This window comes from Paraprevotella clara YIT 11840 (genome assembly GCF_000233955.1).
In the GTDB taxonomy this organism is placed as follows: Bacteria; Bacteroidota; Bacteroidia; order Bacteroidales; family Bacteroidaceae; genus Paraprevotella; species Paraprevotella clara.
On sequence record NZ_JH376598.1, the window covers coordinates 16607 to 38829 of the forward strand.

21 protein-coding genes are annotated in these 22223 nt (G+C 48.8%); 16 read left to right on the top strand and 5 right to left on the bottom strand.

Annotated features, from left to right (window positions below; translation table 11 throughout):
- Window positions 1-130: 130 nt before the first annotated feature.
- A complete protein-coding gene (locus HMPREF9441_RS08165) occupies window positions 131-1144 on the top strand; it encodes a PDDEXK nuclease domain-containing protein (protein ID WP_008620095.1) in 1014 nt (337 codons plus the stop codon).
- Window positions 1145-1207: 63 nt separating this feature from the next.
- Here HMPREF9441_RS08165 and HMPREF9441_RS08170 read toward each other — a convergent pair whose 3' ends face one another.
- The 5 genes from HMPREF9441_RS08170 to HMPREF9441_RS08190 form a co-directional block, all read right to left on the bottom strand.
- The gene (locus tag HMPREF9441_RS08170) at window positions 1208-7330 is read right to left on the bottom strand and encodes a helicase-related protein (protein WP_008620096.1); all 6123 of its coding nucleotides are present in this window, start codon (window positions 7328-7330) and stop codon (window positions 1208-1210) included.
- The gene (locus tag HMPREF9441_RS08175) at window positions 7317-7766 is read right to left on the bottom strand and encodes a DUF1896 family protein (protein ID WP_154291651.1); all 450 of its coding nucleotides are present in this window, start codon (window positions 7764-7766) and stop codon (window positions 7317-7319) included. The genes HMPREF9441_RS08170 and HMPREF9441_RS08175 overlap by 14 nt, the downstream gene beginning before the upstream one ends.
- Window positions 7767-7909: 143 nt before the next feature.
- Window positions 7910-10009 (bottom strand): type IA DNA topoisomerase, encoded by a 2100-nt coding sequence (locus tag HMPREF9441_RS08180; protein ID WP_008620097.1) that lies wholly within the window; start codon window positions 10007-10009, stop codon window positions 7910-7912.
- A gap of 15 nt (window positions 10010-10024) precedes the next feature.
- A complete protein-coding gene (locus tag HMPREF9441_RS08185) occupies window positions 10025-10240 on the bottom strand; it encodes a hypothetical protein (protein WP_008620098.1) in 216 nt (71 codons plus the stop codon).
- 3 nt (window positions 10241-10243) lie between these two features.
- Window positions 10244-11701: a DUF3945 domain-containing protein gene (locus tag HMPREF9441_RS08190; RefSeq protein WP_008620099.1), complete on the bottom strand. Its 1458-nt coding sequence runs from the start codon at window positions 11699-11701 to the stop codon at window positions 10244-10246.
- Window positions 11702-12013: 312 nt separating this feature from the next.
- Here HMPREF9441_RS08190 and HMPREF9441_RS08195 point away from each other — a divergent pair, with 312 nt between their 5' ends.
- From HMPREF9441_RS08195 to HMPREF9441_RS08265, 15 genes are all read left to right on the top strand, one after another.
- Window positions 12014-13132 carry a tyrosine-type recombinase/integrase gene (locus tag HMPREF9441_RS08195; RefSeq protein ID WP_007565622.1) on the top strand — a complete coding sequence of 373 codons (1119 nt, stop codon included), beginning with the start codon at window positions 12014-12016 and terminating at the stop codon, window positions 13130-13132.
- Window positions 13133-13248: 116 nt separating this feature from the next.
- The gene (locus HMPREF9441_RS08200) at window positions 13249-14469 is read left to right on the top strand and encodes an IS91 family transposase (RefSeq protein WP_008620106.1); all 1221 of its coding nucleotides are present in this window, start codon (window positions 13249-13251) and stop codon (window positions 14467-14469) included.
- A gap of 286 nt (window positions 14470-14755) precedes the next feature.
- Window positions 14756-15373: a hypothetical protein gene (locus tag HMPREF9441_RS08205; RefSeq protein ID WP_008620108.1), complete on the top strand. Its 618-nt coding sequence runs from the start codon at window positions 14756-14758 to the stop codon at window positions 15371-15373.
- 74 nt (window positions 15374-15447) lie between these two features.
- Complete coding sequence (locus HMPREF9441_RS08210; protein WP_008620109.1) at window positions 15448-15849, top strand: SMI1/KNR4 family protein; 402 nt, start codon at window positions 15448-15450, stop codon at window positions 15847-15849.
- Between the two features lie 99 nt (window positions 15850-15948).
- Window positions 15949-16320, top strand: a complete 372-nt coding sequence (locus tag HMPREF9441_RS08215) for a hypothetical protein (RefSeq protein WP_008620110.1) — start codon at window positions 15949-15951, stop codon at window positions 16318-16320.
- Between the two features lie 80 nt (window positions 16321-16400).
- Window positions 16401-17075, top strand: a complete 675-nt coding sequence (locus HMPREF9441_RS08220) for a hypothetical protein (protein WP_007662658.1) — start codon at window positions 16401-16403, stop codon at window positions 17073-17075.
- A gap of 74 nt (window positions 17076-17149) precedes the next feature.
- A complete protein-coding gene (locus HMPREF9441_RS08225; protein WP_007662657.1) occupies window positions 17150-17665 on the top strand; it encodes an ankyrin repeat domain-containing protein in 516 nt (171 codons plus the stop codon).
- Window positions 17666-17706: 41 nt separating this feature from the next.
- Entirely contained in the window at window positions 17707-18000 is a 294-nt protein-coding gene (locus HMPREF9441_RS08230) for a hypothetical protein (protein ID WP_008620111.1), read from the top strand.
- Between the two features lie 55 nt (window positions 18001-18055).
- On the top strand, window positions 18056-18745 hold the full coding sequence (locus HMPREF9441_RS08235) for a hypothetical protein (RefSeq protein WP_008620113.1): 690 nt from the start codon (window positions 18056-18058) through the stop codon (window positions 18743-18745).
- A gap of 90 nt (window positions 18746-18835) precedes the next feature.
- Window positions 18836-19249 (top strand): SMI1/KNR4 family protein, encoded by a 414-nt coding sequence (locus HMPREF9441_RS08240; protein ID WP_005842523.1) that lies wholly within the window; start codon window positions 18836-18838, stop codon window positions 19247-19249.
- Between the two features lie 67 nt (window positions 19250-19316).
- Window positions 19317-19646, top strand: coding sequence for a DUF7668 domain-containing protein (locus tag HMPREF9441_RS08245; protein ID WP_008025567.1), 330 nt, complete (start codon window positions 19317-19319; stop codon window positions 19644-19646).
- Between the two features lie 80 nt (window positions 19647-19726).
- Window positions 19727-20161 carry a hypothetical protein gene (locus HMPREF9441_RS08250; RefSeq protein ID WP_008620114.1) on the top strand — a complete coding sequence of 145 codons (435 nt, stop codon included), beginning with the start codon at window positions 19727-19729 and terminating at the stop codon, window positions 20159-20161.
- A gap of 80 nt (window positions 20162-20241) precedes the next feature.
- On the top strand, window positions 20242-21147 hold the full coding sequence (locus HMPREF9441_RS08255; protein ID WP_008620115.1) for an immunity 22 family protein: 906 nt from the start codon (window positions 20242-20244) through the stop codon (window positions 21145-21147).
- A gap of 77 nt (window positions 21148-21224) precedes the next feature.
- Window positions 21225-21716 carry an Imm9 family immunity protein gene (gene imm9 / locus HMPREF9441_RS08260; protein WP_008620116.1) on the top strand — a complete coding sequence of 164 codons (492 nt, stop codon included), beginning with the start codon at window positions 21225-21227 and terminating at the stop codon, window positions 21714-21716.
- Between the two features lie 61 nt (window positions 21717-21777).
- On the top strand, window positions 21778-22170 hold the full coding sequence (locus tag HMPREF9441_RS08265; protein ID WP_008620118.1) for an Imm51 family immunity protein: 393 nt from the start codon (window positions 21778-21780) through the stop codon (window positions 22168-22170).
- Window positions 22171-22223 lie beyond the last annotated feature (53 nt).

The window sequence follows — 22223 nt, forward strand, 5'->3', positions numbered from 1 at the left end:
GTCCCGAGAGTCCGGCGTCATGGAAAAACGCGGAGATACATGGAATAAGGCACGACATGACGGTGCAACCGCTCGATATTTGCCGTAAAATCAGTATGTTTGCACTTGGAAGCCTATATAATAATGAACAATGAAAGAAACAGATAAAATACATCCTGCCGACAAAGGGGAGGAAGAGCTGCTGCATAACGTGCGCCATATCTTGCAGGAAGCGCGCGCAAAGGTGATACATCATGTCAATTCGACCCTCGTGAGGGCTTACTGGCAGGTAGGGAAATACATAGTGGAGTACGAGCAGCAGGGAACCGGCCGTGCCGGATATGGCAAGGCTGTCATCAACACCCTTTCCAGGCGGCTCGTGGCGGAGTTCGGAAACGGGTTCACGGCCACCAACCTGCGGTACATGAGGCAGTTTTACCAGTGCTACCCGAAATATCACACGCTGTGTGATAAATTGAGCTGGTCGCATTGCCGCACGCTTCTCAAGGTGTCGGGCGATGCCGCCCGTGATTTTTACCTGCACGAGTGCGTCAAGGAAAACTGGAGTGTCCGGCAGCTCGACCGCCAAATCAACACGCTTTTCTATGACCGCCTGCTGGCCAGCCGAGACAAGAAAGCCGTGAAAGAGGAAATTTCCCGTACCGAACCCGGGCGTGTCGAACCCAAAGAGATCATCCGCGACCCGTATATCCTGGAGTTTCTCGGGATCCCGCAGGGAGAGCATTTTCTGGAAACCGATCTGGAGCAACTGCTCATCAGCCGCTTGCAGCGCTTCATGCTCGAACTCGGGAAAGGCTTCGCCTTCGTCGCGCGACAGAAGCGTATCTCCTTCGACGACAAGCATTTCTACATCGACCTGGTCTTTTACAATTACCTGGCCCGTTGTTTCGTTTTAATAGACCTTAAATCCGGGGAGCTGACCCATCAGGATTTGGGGCAGATGCAGATGTATGTCAATTACTACACCCGTGAGTTGATGAATCCCGGGGATAACCCTCCGGTGGGTATCGTCCTCTGCGCGGAGAAAAACGACGCGGTCGTCCGTTACACGCTGCCCGAAGATGAAAAGCAGGTCTTCGCCGCCCAGTACATGACCTATCTTCCCACGCAGGAGGAGCTGCAAGCACTCTTGCAGGAAGTGTGACAATAACGCTCACGGGCATATGAAAAAAGCCGACGGAAATCTGTACTTCCGTCGGCTTTTCGCTTACATCTTGATCCCTTTCTTCGCGGGGCCGTTCTCCGGCGGGCTGCCCACGCCCGCGATCACGATGCGCCCCCCGGAGGCGTCGGCAATCTGCCGCAGCCGGGAAGGAATACGGGCCGCCGTGTTGTCTTCCTTCGGGAGCTCTTCCGCCGTGTCATGCCGTTCCCGGCACACGTCGTTATCCTCCTCCGCCTCCTTTCCCTCGCTCTCTTCTATCGGTTTGAGGCTTTGCTGTATCCTGCGGTCTATTTCCGTCAGGTCAGCTTTCAGGGCCGTCAGTTCGGGCTCCTTGCGCCAGGAACTTTCCACCACTTCCCGCAGGACGGGAATATCTTTCTCCAGTTCCTCGTTCTTTTTCCGGAATTTTTCCAGTGTCGGCTCGATGGTCGCGAGCGCGTGGATGAAGTTCATCGCCGCCAGTCGCGGGTCGGAGGCGATATTTCCGTAGTTGTACTGGTATAGATAATCCCCTTCACCCCGGACATAAAAACGGTTCTGCACCAGGTCGAGCCCGTCTTTCCCGGTCGTTTCGCTCTGGACGAGCAGCTCGAACCCGTAGAGGCTCCCGATGGGTTCGAGCCTGTCGAGCGTGCGTGCCGTTTCGGCGATACGGTTGAGCTGTTTCCCGATGAGCTTGGGGTCGGAGGTTTCCAGCCCGTTCAGTTTCACGGGATTGCGGTACGAGCCGTCCTCGTTGAACTCGACGCGGGCCTTGAAGTGTTCCAGATCCTTGCCGATACGCCGTATCAGGTCGTTGTTCTTCTCTATCTTCTCCGTGATCTGCTCCAGCTTGTAGCGGCTCGATGATTTGCCGCGCACGAATGCCTGGCGTTCGCTTTCGAGCGTGGCGATCTTCTTCTCCAGGCGGGCCTTGTCCAGCAGGTCTGTATTTCCCGAGAGGACGGCGACATACTCGGAAAAATTCATGCCGCTCTTCTCGTCGATGGCCCCCTCGTCGATGGTACGGCTTCCCATGTTGTTGGTCTTGAGCTGGCGGATGAACAGTTGCTTGTTGTGCAACAGCCCGAACTTGTAGGCGTCGAGCGACTTCTCGACGGCGTATAATATCACGTCCACCTTGTTGTCGGCATGGAGTTTGGCGATCTCGTTCCCGGTGCGTATTCCCCGCCCGTCGCGCTGCTCCAGGTCGCTGGGACGCCAGGGGCAGTCCAGGTGGTGTATCGCCACGCAGCGTTTCTGCGCGTTCACTCCCGTCCCGAGCATCTCGGTCGATCCGAAGAGTACGCGGATTTTCCCGGCGTTCATACCGGCGATCATCTCCTTGCGCGCTTTTTCCGAGGTCGCCTCCTGGATGAACCGCACCTCGCTTTGGGGTATGCCGTAATCCTCCGCGAGTTTACGCCGTATCTCGGAATAGACGTTCCACCCCGCTCCGGGTTTGTAGGTTCCCAGGTCGGAGAATACGAACTGCGTACCTTTGTACGCCTCGAAACGGCGGTAGTAACCGGCAATCATACGGGCGCAGTGGCTCGCCTTGTTGTCCACGTGGTCGCTGTATAGTTCGGGGTCTATCATACGCATATCGAGCGACATCTTGCGGGCGTAGTCTGTGGCAATGAGCATTTTCGCCTTTTCCTCCCGCTCCGAGAGCGGCAGGCGGCCCAGGAGCGTGGCATCGCCCGATTTGGCGAATTGCACCAGCCGTTCTATGAACTCCGTCTGCTGGGGTGTCGGCGGGATATTGTGCAATATCTCGTTCTTTTGCGGTCGGTCGATCCCTATATCCTCCGCCGAGCGGTAATCTGTAATCTCGGAGTAGAACATGGCCAGTTCGGGAACCTTGATGAAATATCGGAACCGTTCTTTCTGCACGACCTCGTTGGTCACGGAAAACTCGTAGTCGATGGTTTTCTTGGCAAATATGGCCGCCCAGGCATCGAAGGTGCGGATATTCTGACGCTCCAGTTCCTTCGGGCGCAGGTACTTGAAAAGCAGGTACAGTTCCGTGAGCGAGTTGGAGATGGTCGTTCCCGAGAGGAACGTCGCCCCCAGGTCGCGGCCCGTGCGCTGCTGTATGGTACGCAGCGCGAAAAGCATGTTGAGCGCCCGCTGCGACCCCTCGGGATTTCCGAGGCCCGCCACCCGGTCATGCCGGGTCGTGAAAGTCAGGTTCTTGAATTTGTGGCTCTCGTCCACGTAGAGGTGGTCGATACCCATGAGGCGGAAGTCCACGGCGTCGTCCTTGCGTGTTTCCAGCGCGTGCGCCACCTTCTGCAACTTGGCTTCCAGGTTGGCCTTGCGTTTCTGACACCCTTTCATCATGGCGCGGGAAACGTCCCTGCCTTGTGCTTTGAGCACTTCGAGGTTCTCCTCCACACAGTCCAGCTCGGCCTGCAATATCTCCTGCTGTATCTCCGGGGACTGGGGTATCATGCCGAACTGTTCGTGCGAGAGGATCACGGCGTCCCAGTCGTTGTTGCGTATCTCCCGGAAGATGCGCTCACGCTTCCGGGGCGTGAAATCCTCCTTGCCCGGGTAGAGGACTTTGGCCATCGGGTAAGCGGTGCAGAACGTCCGGGCTATTTCATGGATGTTGGCTTTCAGCCCGATAATCATGGGTTTATTGGCCAGCCCGAGGCGTTTCTTCTCGTAGGCCCCGCAGCACATGATAAGGGTCTTTCCGCCGCCCACCTCGTGGTCGATTATCCCGCCGCCGAGCAGTTTGTCCATCCATATCGCGTCCTTCTGGCTGTCATACAGTTTGTCGATTCCCAGCCCCTTGAGGTCGAGGTCGGGGAATTCCTGGTGCGTCCCGTCGTACTTCGGGCGCACGTAACAGTTGAAAGTACGGTTATAGAGGTCTGTCAGGCGGTCTTTGAAGTCGGACGACTGCTCGCGCAGCCATTCGGGGAAAGCACCCCGGATCTCATCTATCTTGCTGTTGGCGAGCTGTATGGCCTCCCCGTCACGCACTTTGACCTCCCGCCGTTCTCCGTCCACCCATTTGAGGACGGTCTTGGTGATGTCGGGCGAAGTGTTTTGCAGGGCGTGTTTCAAAAGGTGCAGGCCGTTGTACTTACGGGTCTGCGCGCTGACGGCATACTGCTCCGTGATCTTCACGTTCGTCGCTTCCGCCTTCACGCCGTACTCGTCCAGGTTGGAGGCGAAGGTGATCTTCACCTCCGTATCGAAGAGCGAGGAGGCGAAACGCTCGTAAACACCTTTTGGAATCCACCGTTCGCCCAGGTTGAAATCCAGGTCGTCGAAAGCGATGGGTTTGGGCGTCGCCTCGCGCAGAGCCTCCAGCGATTCCCGGGCCGGGGCGTGGTCGGGATTCTCCCGCAGGAACGCCTCGATCCGTTCGGCTTTCCCGATGACATTGCCGGCGATGAACTTGTCGGCAACCTCGTAGCCGTCCGTTTCCGGGTTGTAATAGATGCGTCCTTTCAGTTCCCCGAGTATTCCCTCCACGGTAGTTCCCGTGAGCGATGCCATGTAGCGAGGTTCCACCCGGCCGTACTTGTTCAGGCTGGCCACAAGGGCCTCCGAAGCGTCGTCGGCGTGCGTGATCTCATCGGGATTGAAGGCCACGGGACGCTCGAAGATGTCGGCTTTGCGTGCCTTGCCTTCGATGTAACGCTCCAGCGATAGAATCTCCGTTCCCCGCGCGTCCATCTTGATCAGGTCGAGGTTGCGTTTGTCATTGAGCCGTCCGAAGCGTTCGGTGAAATTGTCGTAAAGCCGGTTGAGCATCTCCCGCAGGGCGGGGTTCGCCGTCAGTGTTTCCGCCTCGTTGTTATAAAGGTGGTAATAGGCATCGCGTATCTCGATATACATGGAGGCTTTCGTCCGTTGTGCAGGCGTGAGTTCCAGCGGGTGGAACATGGGTTGCAGGGATTCAATCCCCCGCAGGTAGCCGACCCGGTTTTGTCCGTCCGTGACGAGTGTCCCTTCGCGGAAATAGGGGGCGACCTCCCCCTCGAACGGGCGGGGTTTCATATCCGCCTCCCGTATCTGCGGCGTTTCTTTACCGGGTTCTTCCTCCTCCGGATTGTCCGGCGTGTCGAACAAGCTGCCCGTTCTCGGCGTACCGGCGGCTTGTTCCCGTCTGTCTTTCGGGGCTTCCGTCGGGGGGCGTACCGCCTGCCGTTCCCGCTGTTCCGGGGGTTCCTGCTGCCGGGTGCTTTGTCGGCGCAGTTCCGCCCTCCGTTCCGGGGTAAGCGACATCATCATCTCGTAAAAGCCGTTGATCGGCGGGTTGTCCTCCCAGTTCAGGGAGGCATACAAGTCTTCGGGATCACGCTCCGGTGGCGTCGTTTTCGGCATTTCGCTCTTCTGTTCCTCCGGAGAGGAGGCTGGGGCGAATAATGAGGGTTGCCGGGGCGTCTTCCGCTTTGCTCCCCGGCGGCTGTTCCTTTTCTTGGATATACCGAGTTCTGCCTGCCGCCGCTCCTCGGCGCTGAAGCCGAACAGGTCGTAGAGCGTCAGCAACGGTTCCTGCTGCACGTTTACCGGTTCGGCAGCTTGGGTGGCAGGTGCGGGAGCCGCCGTTTCCACCGTGTCGAAAAGCGACCCGGCGAAGCCCTCCCGCGGTTTCGGTTCCGTTGTTCCGCCCACGTGCTGCACGGGAGTATCCGCCATGCCGAAATCTTCGGGTTTCGGCGGGTGTTGCTCCCACAAGCGATTCTCCCGCTCCTTCGACCAGGCCCCGAAGTCGGCCAGATCCTCCCCGGTCGGTTCTCCGGCGGATGTGGCGGCAGAATCCGGTAACGCTTGTCCGGGTTTGTTTTCGATTCGGGTAATCTCCCCGGTTTCGGTATCGACATGGTAGCCCTGCGCCGCCATTTCGGCGACGACGCGGCGTTTTTCCTCCTCTTCCCGTTGCTGCTGAAGGTTACGGGCGTCGGCGATAATCTCCTTGACGATTTCTCCGGCAAGGCGGGACTCGTGTCTTTCGGCACGCTGGCGTTCCGCCTGACGGGGACGGGACAATTCCCGCTCCGGTGTACCGGGTGTCTGTTCCGGAGCATGTTCCAGGCAATAACTCTCGTTGAAATGCCGGTTGAAATCCTCCGAGAGCATACGCCGCATCTCCCGGTCGATGCCGTCCACGCCCTCCGCGTGGGTGAACTCCATCGCCGGTTTGCCGTAGGGGTCTTTGCCTACTTTGGCCTCGGTATGGATCACCCTGTCGAACGACTGGAAAAGGTTGTTTATCCGGATGCCGTTCGACAGCTTGCGGGATTCGATGAAATCCCGCTGCCGTTCGGACAGTTCCCCCGTGGCGGCTTTCTTTTGCAGGATAACCAGGTCGCTGCCGACCTCCGTCCCCGCGTGTTCTGTAAAGAGGTTGTTCGGCAGCCGGATGGCCGATACGGGCTCGCAGCGGTTCATCAGCCACTCGCGCACGGGGCGTCCCTGCTCGGCGTTCAATACTCCCTGCGAGGTGATGAATGCCACCAGGCCGCCCTCGCGTACCATATCGACGGACTTCATGAAAAAATAGTTGTGCAGCGCCCGTGTGCCTTGCCGCCGCACGGGGTCGGTATGGGTGGAGAAGAACGGGTCGAAGAGCGCCACGTCCCCGAAAGGGATGTTGCTCACGGCCACGTCGTAGTAACCGGCGTATTTGGGTTCGATGCGCTCGAATCCCTGTATCCGCACCCGTTTTTCGGGGTGCAGGTGCTTCAGGATCAACCCCGTGGCGGGGTCTTTCTCGAAGCAGGTGATCTCCGCGTAGGGGTCGTGGAAATCCACGGCATTGACGAAAACCCCCGTTCCCGCACTGGGGTCAAGAATACGTTGGGGGGCAATCCGCGTGTCCCATATCGCCTCCACGATGGCGTCTGCCACTTTCGGGGGCGTGTAAAAAGCCGTCAGGACGGAGTTCTTGATCCCGTCCATGTAGCGCTTGTATTCCCGTTCGTCGGGAGTATTCGCCCTGATGACCTCGTGCAACTCGGCCACGAGCGTTGCCATGCCGTCCTTGTCCGGTTTCCCGGTGGGGTTTTCCAGCACTTCCTTGATGGCGCCGAAGCCGCTGTATGCGCCGAGTGTCCTTTCTTCTTCGGGAGTCGGCGCCCGCCGTTCCCTGTCGAGCGTGAAGGCCGTCTTCAGCGCGTCGATATTCTGGCGGAGGTGGGTTTTCTTATTGAATGCCATCTTCGAGAAGTATTTGGACGGTTCCCGTCAGTTCGGTATAGAACAGTTCGTAGTCGGGCGTGTCAGCGAAGTCGTCCGTGAGGTCGTACTTCTCCAGCACCCCGCGGCAGAGGGGCAGCAGGCGTAGAGCCGCCTGCCGGGCGGTATCCTCGGGAATCTCCGCCTCGAATTCCCTCCAGAGGATGTTTACCAGCGTGTTGTAGGGTGAAAAGTGCAGTCCGCGGCAGAGTTCCTCGCGGGCAATTTCTTCGGCCTCGATGTGGTTGCAGCCCGAACGGATCGCCTCGCTGTACGCTTGGGCGGCGCTGTCGGCCCGCTCGGCGATGAACTCACCTTCGGCGATGAGTTCCGGGTGGCTGTCCTTGAGGTAGGATAGTAACGAAAGTCCGTAATAGGACAATTCCCCCGTGGGGGTATGGTGTTGCTTGTCTGGCATGATAAGAATTTTTAGTGGTCGTTGATAATCGGGGAAGAGAAAGGCGCCCCGGGTTCCCACCCGAAGCGCCGACCACTGAAAAAATCCTTATCAAACAAGCGTATCTCGTTATGACAGGTCTTTTCCAGTGGCAAAGGTAACGATTATTTCCGTTTGTTCCTCTTTCCCTGCCTGGGAGTATCGCGCGGCTCGAAAACGAACGAGGTCTTGAACTGGTCATCGAGCGTGAGGGCCGCGTCGAACGTCCCGCCGCCGTTTTTGACGAATCCCCGGATCGTGCCGGTTTTGCCTTTGGTCAGCAGTTCCGCGAGCTGCTTGTCGGTCAGCTCCTTGCGGGCCACGGTTCTCCATACGGTCAGGCCGCAATCGGGATTCTGGCACTTGGCGAGTTTGGGATAGAACACCACGGGCCTGCCGCAACGCGGGCAGGCTGTGTCACTCTCCGCGCCGTCGATTCTTGCTTCCAGCAGTTCTTTGGCGATTTGCGAGGCGAAGACCTCGATACCGCGATGGAACGTCGGGGCGTCCATCTCCCCGGTAGCGATCTTCGAGAGGGCCAGTTCCCAGCCGCCCGTCATGGCGACATCGGCGATCTTCTTGTCCCTGACCACGGCATACACGGCCAGTCCCTTGTCCGTGGGTACAAGCGACTTTTTCTCTCGCCTGACATACTCGCGGGCAAAGAGCGTTTCGATGATGGCGGCACGGGTGGCGGGCGTGCCGATGCCGGCATCCTTCATCGCCTCGCGTTCGGCCTCGTCGGACAGTTCGCGTCCGGCGGTTTCCATCGCCGCCAGCAGGCTCGATTCCGTGTGAAGGGGGCGCGGCCGGGTCTGTTTCTGTTCCGTGACGCATCCTTTGACGGGCAGCTCGTCGCCTTGCACGATGTCGGGAAGGAGGGTCATGTCCTCCTCTTTCTCCTCGACAGGTTCATTCAGGACGGCCCGCCAGCCCGTCTCGACCATGATACTGCCGCGGGCCGTGAAATCATGTCCCGCGCTTTGCAGGGTAAGGGAAGTGTTTTCTTTCACGCAGGCCCCGGAAAAGGTTTCGAGCATCCGCCCCGCGACCATCTCATAGACGATGCGGTGGTCGGCATCCAGTTCGGAAGGGAGGTTCTCGGTGGGAAGCAGCGCGTGGTGGTCGGCGATCTTTTCGTTGTCCACGCTTCGGCGGGAGAGAGATGCGGTATCCATCCTGCCCGCGTATTCCGCGAAACGGGGATAGCGTGTCATGTTCCCGATGAGTGCCGGAATCTCCTCGGCCACATCTTCCGATATATAGCGTGAGCCGGTACGGGGATAAGTGATGAACTTCTTCTCGTAAAGCGACTGGGCGATGTCGAGCGTTTTTTCTGCCGAAAAACCATACCGGCTGTTGGCCTCTTTCTGGAGTGTCGTCAGGTCGTACAAGAGAGGCGGCTGTTCCCTGGCCTCCTTGCGCTCCACGTTCACGACGCGTACCGTTCGGGCGCCGATAACCTCGGCGCAGGCTGCTTCCGCCTTCTCCCTGCCGTCGAATTTCTCCGTGGAGAGGACGGTGAACTCCGTGCCCTCCTTTGCCGTGGAGAGCTTCAGCCGGAAATAGGTGGCGGGCTTGAATGCCTTGTTCTCCAGGTAACGGGAGCAGATGATCGCCAGCGTGGGGGTCTGCACCCGTCCGAGCGACCAGACGCCCCGCCCGGCAGCCACGGCAAGCGCTTGCGAGGCGTTGATACCGACGATCCAGTCGGCTTCGCTGCGGGCTTTGGCCGAGAGATAAAGGTTGTCGTATTCGTTGCCGGGGCGGAGGTGTTGTAACCCCTCGCGGATGGCCCGGTCGGTCAGGCTGCTGATCCATAACCGCACGAAAGGGGTGCGGCATTCCAGGTAAGAGTAGATGTAGCGGAAGATCAGCTCACCTTCACGCCCCGCGTCGGTCGCGACGATGATGCGCTCGGCCATGCCGAACAATTCCCGGAGAATACCGAGCTGCTTCACGACACCCGGGTCGGCCTTATACTCTTTACCCTCCCGAACCTGCCGGGGCAGGAGGATGAACGATGATGGCAGGATAGGCAGGTTTTCCCGGCGGAAACCCGCGATGCCGTACTGTTGGGGCATTGCCAGCCCGACCAGGTGGCCGAAGGCCCAGGTTACGGCGTAGCCGTTTCCCTCGATAAAACCGTCTTTACGGTTCGTGGCTCCCACGATGGCGGCGATCTCACGCGCCACCGAGGGCTTTTCTGCGATAATTACTTGCATGATGATTCGGATTTTTCAGTGGTTGTTTTCTTGTTGTTCTTCTTCTTTCTCTTTTTCCGGACGGGAGATCAGCCGGCGGTCGTAATAGACATGGTTGCCGTTCCCGTCGTAATACTGCCGTCCGTCGTCCGCCTCCTCCGGGGGGCTGCGTTTACCCGGCCGGAGGTACAAGGCAGCCAGCGCCGCGATCAGGAGCGGCATGGTTCCAGCCTGCATGTAGAACCATTTCATACGTTATACCTTGACACCTTTGGAGTTGCTCTTTTTGCTGCTGCGGTAATTTTTCTTCTGCGCCGGGGTGGCCTCCTGCTGTCCCTGCTTGAGCGGCTCTTTCACACCTTTGACCGCTTCGACGGTCTTGCCCTCGGAATTGACGGCGACCTGGGTACGGCTTTCAACGGCGGGTTTGACCTCCGCCCCCTGCCGTTTCGCACGGTCGGGATTCCAGCGGAAGAAGTCCATCTTGTTACGCTCGAAGTTGGGCTTGACCCAGGCGTTGAACGGCTCACCCTGCCCGTCCTTGACCATGCCCTTGATGTAGAAAGCCTTGACATCCGCCCGCTTGGAGGGATCATTCACCGCTTCCGTCCACTGGTCATAAGCCTCTTTGGGCACGGAGGCTTTGAGGATTGTCCGGTGAATCGTGAGCGTGGGCTGTCGTTCGGAGGCCGTCGTTTCCTGCCGTCCGTTTTTCTCGGCGGCCTTCTGGCGGTAAATCTCCTTGTTCTCCTGGGCGTAGCGGTTGCGATCCAAACCGTCGTAGGTAAAGGAATAGTTACGTTCGGCCGCGTCGATTTGGATATAGGCATCCCGCTTATAACCCGCGCGGGTGGTATATCCTTCGAGCAACACCTTGCCGCCGCCGTAGAAATCCATCTGCTTGCCTTCCGAGAGGTCGGCCTCCTTGATGCGGGCACGTTTTTCGAGTAACGAAACGGGCATGGGTTCCAGCGTGTTCGTCCATTTGTCTATCGACACGTAGCAGGGCGTGAGCTTGCCCGGCTCCAGCTCCAGGTCGATCACTTTCCCGGCGTGGCGGGTGTTCATCAGGTTCGTTTTCGCCTCCTCGTCGAGCAGCACCCCGTGGAAGGGGGCGTCGAGGTCGGGCCGTTCCTGCCAGTAATGCGGCACGACGCGCAGCGAGCCGTCCGCCTGCTCTTCGAGCGACACGCGCCCTTTGGTGGAAACACGCATCCCGTTCTCCAGTTCGGGGTTCATCTCCACCAGCCCGTTGGATTTATGTCCGTAAGACATGGCTTTCAGGTGCGGCTCGATGTCCTCCATGCGGATACCTTTCTTCTCCATATCCGCCAGGTCTATCTTCGTGACGTCCAGCGGCTCGAACTGCCGCTGCTCCTGCGTCTGAAGCCGTTCGGAGGGGTCGATACGGTAATTTTCCAGAATCTCCGGGTCGAAGTCGATGCGGATAAGTTTGTTCAGGGCATTCTCCGTCATGACGAAGATACCCGTGTGGACGGGGTTCTGGGCCTGTTCCATGAACTTTTTGAAGAAGGCTTCGAGGGCTGAATCCTGCGTGTTCACGTTCAGCAGGCTCGCCACATTCTGATCCGTGGGGTCGGCGGTCTGGATATTGCCGTCCCGATCCACGCCGGTAACGGCTTGCAGTCGTCCGTCGTCGGCATTCTGAACGAGCATGACTTGTTTAGCGTCGTTCTTTACGTTTTCGTCCATAATTACGAGTGTTTTTAGTTAGCACCAATAGCGATGCGGGAACGAAAGTAAGGGGAACCGGCTGAACGTAAAAGAGTTGGAAAGGCTATGGAAGCATCGGGCACAGAAGTGGCCGCTTGTGGCGCAGGGCAGAGGAAATCGGAGAAACGGAGTGCCGGGAAGGACGGATTTGGCAGAGGGTATTTTCGTGGCTCCTCACCTTATTGTCAGGTAGTCGGGATCTATTGTTAAATGTCAATAAAGCGCATGGATAACCCGTGTTTTTTTATAAATTTGCGAAAACGGGTTTCAATATCCGACAAAACGTGAGGCATGGAAATATATACCCCAAAAACCAAGATCAAACTTTCTCCGGTGATAAGAAACGGGAGAGAATTTGTCGAAGTGACTTTCGGTAATGACAATGACATCCGCTTGTCGCTGTCGAAGGAAGAAAACGTACTGCTTGTCGGCGGCAGGGCTTATCTGCCGGCAGAAGATTTCGTGCTTGCCGAGTTCTTCGACCGCTATGTGAAAATGGCGTTTATAGACTATTCTGCCATCAAGGAAACCGCCCCCCGTAAAGAGGAAGACAAACGGCCGCCACTGCCGGAAGGCTATCTGGAAAAACTTCAGCAAGTGCGTTACAGTGACCATACCGTAAGGGTATATACCTCCTATTTCCGCGATTTCCAACAGCATTTCGAGGGGCGTAAGATTGAAACGGTTACCCCCGGCGAGATAAACGACTACCTGCTGTATCTCATCCACGAGAAAAACATATCCTCCTGCCAGCAAAACCAGCGTATCAACGCCATCAAGTTCTATTACGAGAAAGTTCTCGGTCAGGAACGGCGGTGTTACAAGGTGAACCGTGCCAAACGGGAGAAGACGCTGCCCGACGTGTTGAGCAAGGAGGAAATAAAGAAGATACTCGACGCGACGGTGACAGACCTGCGCTTCTTCTGCATGTTCTCCATACTCTATTCCGCAGGATTGCGCATCAGCGAACTGCTGGAACTGAAACCCGGCGACATCAACGAATCCCGCTCCCTGATACGGGTGCGGCAGGGTAAAGGAAAAAAAGACCGCTACACCCTGCTATCAAAACCGTTGATGAAAAAGCTGACGGAATATAACAGACTATACAAACCGAAAGTGTGGCTTTTTGAACACAGACCGGGCGAACCTTTCACCGAGAGCATCGTGTCGAAACGGCTGAAGGCAGCGGCCCGGGAAGCGGGAATCACGAAACGGATTTATCCGCACCTGCTGCGCCATTCGTTCGCCACCCACTTGCTGGAGCAAGGAACCGACATCAAGATTGTGAAAGAGCTTATGGGACATAACAACATCAAGACAACGGAAAGGTATGTCCACATAGCCGACACTTTCAAAAGCAATATCAAAAGCCCGTTGGACGATCTGTTGATGGAGGAAGACGAGGTCTGATACTTAAAGAAAATAACAGCCAAATCGGCTGATAGTATAACGTTCAAGACAATAAACAACTAATAATCAAATGATTAGATATTAAAATGGAGTAAAAAAGGATTTGTGTGCGAGCTATGAAAGAAGTGCTAAACGACATATATACAGACGGTTGCAAAGAAAAGAAGTACCGCTTGTCCGATTTCTTCAATCGGTGGTGGGACGAATACGCACAGCACCCGGCGGAGTACATCACCCCCGAACAGTACAAGGCGGTGAACGCTATCCGTGTATGTCGCACAACCACTTTGGGGATAGATACATACGTTTGTCCCGATTGTGGGGAAGTACGGGAAATCAGCCATAGTTGCAAACACCGTTTTTGCCCGTCATGCGGCTGGCGTGACACGCTGAAATGGGCGGCACGCATGAAAGAAAAGATGCTGCGGGTGCCACACCGCCATGTGGTGATGACCTTGCCGCATATCCTGCTGGACTTGGTGAAGCGCAACAGGAAAGAAATGCTGAATATACTGATGCGTACTTCGGCTGAAACGCTGAAAGACTGGATGATGCACAAGTTCGGCTTGAAAACCGGGGTAATTGCCGTACTACATACCTACGGGGAAACGAAACAGCTCCATGTACATACGCACATGATTATGTCATGGGGCGGCATAGATAACGACGGTAAGATAGTCATCCCCGAACATGACTACGTGCATATCCCCTCTATCTGTAAGGTATTCCGCTACAAGTTTGAACACGCCCTGATAGAGTTGTTCGATGCGGGCAGGCTGGAGCATGACTTCCGTGACCGCATGGAGTTTATGGGCTTCATCAAAAAAGTGGCAAACAAAAAGGACTGGATAGTGCATTTGGAACCACCCATACAGATGCCGGAACAGGTGATACAATATGTGGGCAGATATTCCAAACGGGCGTGCCTGAGTGAATACAAGATTACGGCAATGGACGGCGAAAACATTTCATTCCGTTACCGTGATTACAAAAACTCACCCGACAGGAGGAACCCGGTTGAAAAGGAACTGACGCTGCATTACCGGGAGTTCTTCCCCCGGCTGCTGCAACACGTTCCACTGCGCTATTTCCGCATCGTGAGGTACTACGGCTTCTATTCCAATAAAGGCAGCCTGCCGGAAGAATACTTCGGGCAGGATGAAAGCGAGATAGAGGAAGCCGAGTTGCAACAGGCAGAAAGCGGATATGAAAACCCGTATTTCTGCGAGCGTTGCGGACGGACGAGAGTTTACAGCCACACTACGGTAACGGGTGGCGGCATGACATACACGGTAATACTGGAGCATTGCGACATACACCGGAAAAAAGCGGCATGACAGCAACATGGGATAGCTATGTCCTGCCGTGAACAAGAACAGTGAAATCCCATGAAAAGAAAGAAAGGAGAACTGAAAAATGAATGAAATACGGATAAGAGCAGTAATGAAACGAACGGGGTGCGGGCATGAACTTCACACCTCTTTCTGCCGGAAACAGCAGTCAAAAATTGAAGTTCTATATAGTATGTAATAAAGGAAATAAAAATTGTCTCGAACATGAGGATGAACCGCCCTAAACGGTCGGCTATCCTCTAAACATTAGCAACCATAATGAGAAAAGAATATGACAACAAAAAAATATGCAGATTATATTGAGAAACAAACACGAGCAATATACAACATAATGCTTGAACCTATCTTTGGCGAATTTATTATTCATCTAAATGCGAAGAAAATAGGTGTTTTGTATCAGAATGAATGTTATCTTTTGCTTACTGATAAGGGGAAAGAATTATTACCCCATGCAAAAGTATGCCGTCCTTATAAAAATCCACCCGGAGAAAAGGATTTCATTTTGGTAGAAGATACAGACAACAAAGAATTGCTTTGTTCTTTGTTTAAAGCTACTTATAAGGAATTATATGCTTGGCAGGATTTATTCTATGATATTTCCTATATATTTTCCTTTAATAGAGGGTTTATGGATGATATCGAAAGGTTATATGATAGTTATGTTGTCTTATTGTCTTATTCTTGGGAGAATGGCTTTTTAAAAGAACGACCAATAGACACTAAAGGAAGGATTATAAAGTTTGAATTTCTTCGGAGAGACTTAACTTCTGAAGGGGAAAAATGTTTCTTTCCGTTTAGTCAAAAATTCATTTCATACACAGACCGGACGCAAAAGATTCCTTCTGATAAGTTAATCAACAAATGGTTAAATGAGGTAAGTAACAAATAAAAGAGGTTGCTAACAAGCACCTATGCCACCTAACGGCGGCAAGCTGCAACCCATTAGTGTCATATAAAATTATAATGAAACAGATAATAGAAAAAATCAATAAAAGTTGGCACTCCAATCCTCCATGTGATCAACAAATAATGTTGAGTGTGGGAAAGTTGTTTCCATTACCCGATGATTATAAGGTATTTATGTTATGGAGTAATGGTGGAGAAGGTAATATTGGTAGTCAATATTTATCATTATGGAAGATTGAAGATTTGATGCAACTGAACAAAGAATACCAAATACAAAAGTATTTGTCGAAAAAATCTTTGGTTATTGGCACTGATGGAGGCGATAATTGTATCGGTTTTTATTTTGGAGAACCTACTTTTATTTTTTTACAACCATTAGGAGATTTAGACTTATCTGAGAATAGATTTTTATCCCAATCATTTACAGATATGTTCATTAATTGGTTGAGAATAAGATAATAAAATGACACTAACAAGCGGCTCAACCACCCCTGAAAGGTCGGTTAGCCACCCAACATTATCGGCTCAATAAAATGTTCAATTTTTAATTAGAAGAAAATGAATACTAAAACAAATGATTTAAAAGAAGTTATCAAAAGTTGGATCATCAATATTGATAAAACAGAAGAATTGCCTTCTGATATTGTGGCTTTGAGCTTTAATCTTTATGAACCTTATGGTTTAGAAATGGTTGGTTCTACTTGGTTTGATGAAAAGGATGAAGATTGGGCATGTGATGAAAGTTTTGAACCAGCTCAAAGAAGTTGTCCTAATTTTGAAATTTCAGACAAACTAAAATGGGAAGAAGTGTTAGAAATAGTTGTAGCTATTCTTAAAGACTTACTCAATGAACTTGCTGACTTAAATATTTTTAGAATAGAACATATCGCAGTTGGATTTGTAGATGGTGATTTGATTATCATTAAATAATCAATATGCCGATAACACGCACCGCAATCGCCTAAACGGTGATTAGCTGCCGAACATTATCGACCTGAAAAGAACAAGAAATGAAACCAAGAGATATATTTATTAAAGCCTGCAATGAGATAGCTATTCCTTTTATCGCAATGGGATTTAAGCCGTCTAAAAATGGACAATGTTTGAAAAAGATTTCAAAAGACAAAAATTTGACTTTTGAAATATGGTTTCGTTCAAGTGTATATAATTCATCTTGTAGTGTGGCTATATATCCACTGATTACGATTACCTGTAAAAACTTGAAAAAGTGGGTGCAAGAAGAGAATCTCAATGTCAATGATGATGGCTTAGTATATCATAATCATATTGGATACCTATCGCCAATAAATCAATATCAATCTTGGGATCTTGCCGGACTAAGCTATGCTCCATCAATAAAAACAATAATTGATTTACTTGAAAAATATGCTTGTCCGATATTTGATTTATTTGAGAATAGACAAATGGCTATTGACTTCATTACGCAACATGGCTGTTGTTTCAATCAATACACGAAAGACTCTCTCCTTGCCCTGCCATATATGTTGAGATATGGTGAAAAGGAACAAGCCGAGAACTACTTCAATCATTACATACATTCAAGTAAATGTCGAAATAGATTTGTAAAAGCCTATTCTCAATTAGAAAAGAATGATGTAATTGATTGTGGATTAGATAATCGTTTTGTAATACTTGCATATAGTCAAAAACTAAAAATAAAATAGGTCGATAACAAACAGATGAAACTTTTAAGGTGGTTTATCCGCCGAACATTATCAAATTCTAAAATAAAGCAGTTATGAGTACAAAATATAACGAAGAAGCAGAAGATCTGATGTTTGAATTATTCGACGAAGATGATTTTACAAAAGTCATATCATTTGTGGATAAGTATGGATGTGATTTTGTGGATAGAGATGGAAGAAATCTATTAATGAATTTCATTGTCGAAGGAAAGAGTACGTTTGCCATTGAACTAATAAAGCAATACAAAATGAATGGTTTGAATTTGGATTTGCAAGATGACTCTGGGTGGACGGCGTTGCATTTCGCTGCTCAAGAGAATAGCCCGGAAATTATAGAACTTCTTGCAGGGTCAAAGGCAAACTTAAATATCCAAGAAGAAAATGGTCGTACCCCGCTATTCATTGCCATTTTTGATAGAAATGACAAATCTGCGATTACATTATTGGAAAATGGTGCAGATATAACAGTGAATAATAATTCAGGTGTTTCTCCAATGTCATTTGTAACGAAAAAAGTAAAGAAATGGATAAATGAGAATTTGATAACAAACAGCAAACCGACTGAATAAGTGGAACGCTGCCAAACATTACCAATAATATAAAATTAAAAATGAGAAATAAATTAATTGATGAATTGGAGAAAATGATAGAATTACTACATCAAACAGGTTGGCATAAACAAGCGGTTTGGTATGAGAATAAGTTGAAACTAATAAAAGAAGGCGAAGAAGATTGTGAATCATTTTATCAAAATCTCCATGAAATTGATGCCTCACTTTCAGGCATTGGTTCGTTCTCTGATCTACCAATGAAACAAAAATTTGTCTCACTACAATGGAATTTGTCAGAAAGGATTCATCAATTAATTTTAGAAAACATTGGTAACAATCACCTAAACTGCTAAACGCAGTTAGCTGCATCCCATTATCTGCCCAATAATATGAACTAAAAAAAGTGATATGGAAACTAAAGCGGAAGTCCTAAAATACATGTTTACAAGAATACAAGAGATGCTTCCTGTAAATGTGGTCAAAGCAAAAAAGAATAAAGACTACTTTACTTACATAGTGGAAAACGATTGTAGTATTGAGTTTTACTTTCAAACAACCCAAGGTGGATATGCCGGTAAAAACACTTTTTGTATGGGTGTATCAGCTAAAATAAAGAATCCATATTTATGTAGTCTTGTATTAGAACCATTAAATAAAAAAGACGCTGGTGGTAACATCATAGTTTGCTTTGATAATAATATTGATTGGTTTAAGCAGCATCTAATGGATATGGATTATTTTTTCGGGAATAAGAGTGACAAGACTCCTAACGTTGAGAGATTCTTAAACGATTTGAAAAAGGATTTTTTTCCGTATATCATACCTTTTGTCAAACAATATACAAAAATTATAGATTTTTACTCAAATTCGGGTCATATTCAACATATATATGCAGATAAACAGTTTAGCTTAGGAGTAATCTGTTCTCTCTTGTGCAACCATGAAGAGTTCATTGAAGAAACTTTGGTTCCATTAGCCAAAGCAAGTGAAGGAGGTTGGATATTTAGAGAATTTTTTAAGTGCACAAACTACGTTACCGATATAGTTGAGCCGATTAAGAAATATGTCGCAGAGAATAATATCCATTTTGAACAATGAGAAGAATAGAATGGGCAGATAAAAGCGGATTAATTGCTCTCGAAATGGTCGGTTATCCACCAAACATTATCCGTCAAAATAAAAAATAAAATGGAACTTGAATTTAACAATAAATCAGAATCAATTACAGCTAAGGATATAGCTGATGTTGAGCGGAAAAACAAATTTATTTTCCCGCAGGAAATCAAATCGTTCCTTCTTGCCAATAACGGAGGTCAACCAAATAAAACGATATACACTCAAAATAGTCAGGATTATGTGGTGGATTTCTTTCTGCCCATAAAGTCCACAGAATTTGAAGACTTGACGTATTCGGCGACAATAACTGATTTGAGTGATATAATCCCGAATACTGTAATACCATTTGCTATAGATCCATTCGGCAATTATTTCGTTTTTGACAAAGCTGAAGGTAAAATCTATTTCTTGGAAATGGAAGAAGTAGCTCTTTCCTTATTGGCGAGTGATTTTGAATCGTTTATTTCATCATTAAAAAAGGAATGAGACGGATAACAAGCGGATCAATCTCATTTAATGATGATTATCCACCAGACATTAATCGCTAAAAACAATGGCAAGTATAGAAGAATATAAAAAACGAATACAAGAATTTATATATTGTTTAGTCCGTAAAGACTATCAAGCCGTAAATAATCTAATGTTGGCTAATAGTGTGCCTATTCAAGATATACGGCGAGTTATAGAGGAATACGGTTGTACAATTATACCTCTACCTGTAAAAGCGTTTGATTTGGCATTGTCCTATCAAATTTCCGATAAACAGGTAGATATATACATTCCTCTATGGAGTGAAGAAGAAGGTCAAAGCGACCTCACTCTTTCGCTTTCTTGTTTCAAAAATGAGAATAAGATAAAAATAAATGACTTAGAGGTTTTGTAAAACGATTAACAAATGGCTTAACCGCCCCAAAAAGTCGGTTAGCCACTGACATTAGCAATCAACGAAATAAATATAAAACAATGAGTGAAATTAAAGAATACCGTCCAATTAACGAGGACGAACGAATTGAAATAGATCAGCTTGCAGCTAAAGGCTTAGTCCTTATTGGCTTGCAGGAAAGTGCTGAATCCTCTGTCATCCTTGATGGCATAAAGAACTATCTCAATAATTTTGAAAGTTCAGATGACGAGGAAATTACTGATAGAGCTTATGAGTTAGGTTCCCTGTTAGGAAACACTATCCAAAAGCACTATGGATGGAACTGGTTTTGTGTAGAGGAAAATACAGATGATTCTTTTCATTGTGTTGCCTCTAATAAAGAACGAGCCTGCTGCGCCTGTCATGAATATATATACTCCATATTGACAAAACAGCATTCCAATAATGTAAAGTTGCTGTTCAATATGATAAATAAAGATTATCCAAAAGAATGGCATTTCATGTTGCTTTCTTAAACGATTGCTAACAAACAGCAAGCCGACTGAATAAGCGGAACGCTGCCAAACATTAGTCGCTTGAAAAATAAAAAAAGAAAATGAGTAAGATAATGATATGGGTCGGTCAATTCGATTCCGAAGCTGACTTTGAGAAATATATGGATCAATCGGCTTTCCGTCAATGGTGGAAAGATTATGATGAAGACAATAAGGAACTTCGTTGCCAGTTCTGTAAAGAGCTTGGTGTAATGGACTATGACGAAGATTCTCTTATTATGAAATATTCTTCTGAAGGACTTGAGAATCTGTTGAATGTTATTCCGGCAGACACAGATAAAATCAAGGAAATACTAAGAGCGAAAAAAATAACTGTCGCAAATGCGGCAATCATGTATAATAGCCATGAGGGTATATCATTGCAGAAAGCGACGAATACCGTATCGGTATCCTTCTTGGGCTCTTTTATTTTTGAACTTAATCCGACTGGTACAACAGCCTCGACTGCCGGTTTGAAATATATGACATGGATTGGGCATACCGATAAAAATGAAACCGAATTTATGGAGTATTTTAATCAAGAGCAATACCTCAAGGAGTTGGAAGCGTATGAATCCGGTCAGAGCAAAAAGCGTCCCAATCCCGAACATCGTTGTCAGTTCTGTAAAGACTTAGGTATAAAATTCTATTATCCAGAGTTTTTAAGAATTAAAATTGACAAAACATGTACAATGAATTCTGTTCAATTAATTCAATCAGTTATAATAGACAATAATGTACTTGATTGTTGGGTTGAAAAATCATTAAATAGAAATGGCCTTAATAATGCCTCAAATAATTGTACTTTCTGCTATATCCCGAATGGTTTTAGAGATAAAAAGAAAAACCAAAAAGTTTTTATTCTTAAAGAAAACATGAAAGGTCATCTTGGCATACCTAAAAAATATGTTGAAGAGATTGCGGACTATAATGGTCTTCGTTACTTATCAACATTTGAATGGGAATAAGCGACTAACAAACAGCAAACCGACTAAAAAGCGGAACGCTGCCAAACATTATAAACTCTGGATATAAGGATGAATGTATGAATAATCAATATGCAGTTTTAATAAGTAGTGAAATCCCTGAACTTGGAGAATTGGACTTACTGCGCTCAATTTACCGAGAGTTGAATGGTTATATGGAAGATTACAATAACCAAATCAACTTAGATGATTTGGGAGATTGGAAACTTCTCATACAGATAAATCTTCGAAATACTAATGGGGGGATTGGGATTTTCAAACGGGCAAAACGTTTCCCATCTAATAAAGAGTTTGAAATATCTATTTCCATACCAGTACCAAATTTGGAGGAAGCACGCTATGGAATATCCGATATGACGGGGATTTATATTCCTTTAAATATTAAAAACTTCTACATTCTTTCTCCATGCTTTAGTAAATATGATAATTTGTATCATTATATTCTTGAGAGTGCAAAACAAACCATAGATGCAGCTTTTACTTATGGCTTTACATGTAACGGCAAAAGAATAAAGAAAAAAGAGTTTATAACAAACAGCACTACCGACTGAATAAGGCGGAACGCTGCAAACCATTATCCGCAATAGTAAAACAATTAAAAATTAAAAGATTATGGCAACAACAGAAGAAAGAGACATCTTTAATAATGAGTATGTTCAAATTTACACAAATGGTTCTGGTAACATTGTTCTGCTCTTCCAAAATGAGGTTGAAAAAACATTGGCAATAGGAGAGCAAATGAATGAGATAAACGAAGAGGCGTACATGAATGGTTACAACTGGGATGCCTTCTTCAACTACTATCTGGAAGAAAATGCACCAGACATTTTGGAAAGTATGGAAAGCGACCCTGAAGCTGGTTCTTACGCAGCTTATTTTGAGGACACCGCAGAAAACGAGCAAAAAGCAAAACGCTTTGCCGACATTATCATCTCTTTAATAGAAAACGAAGAAGAAATATATAAAATTCTTCGAGAGAAAGGAGATGAAATCGAATGGGATTAACCATTTGTATAAATAGAAATAATTATGCGGATAACACGCAGATAAGCAACCGT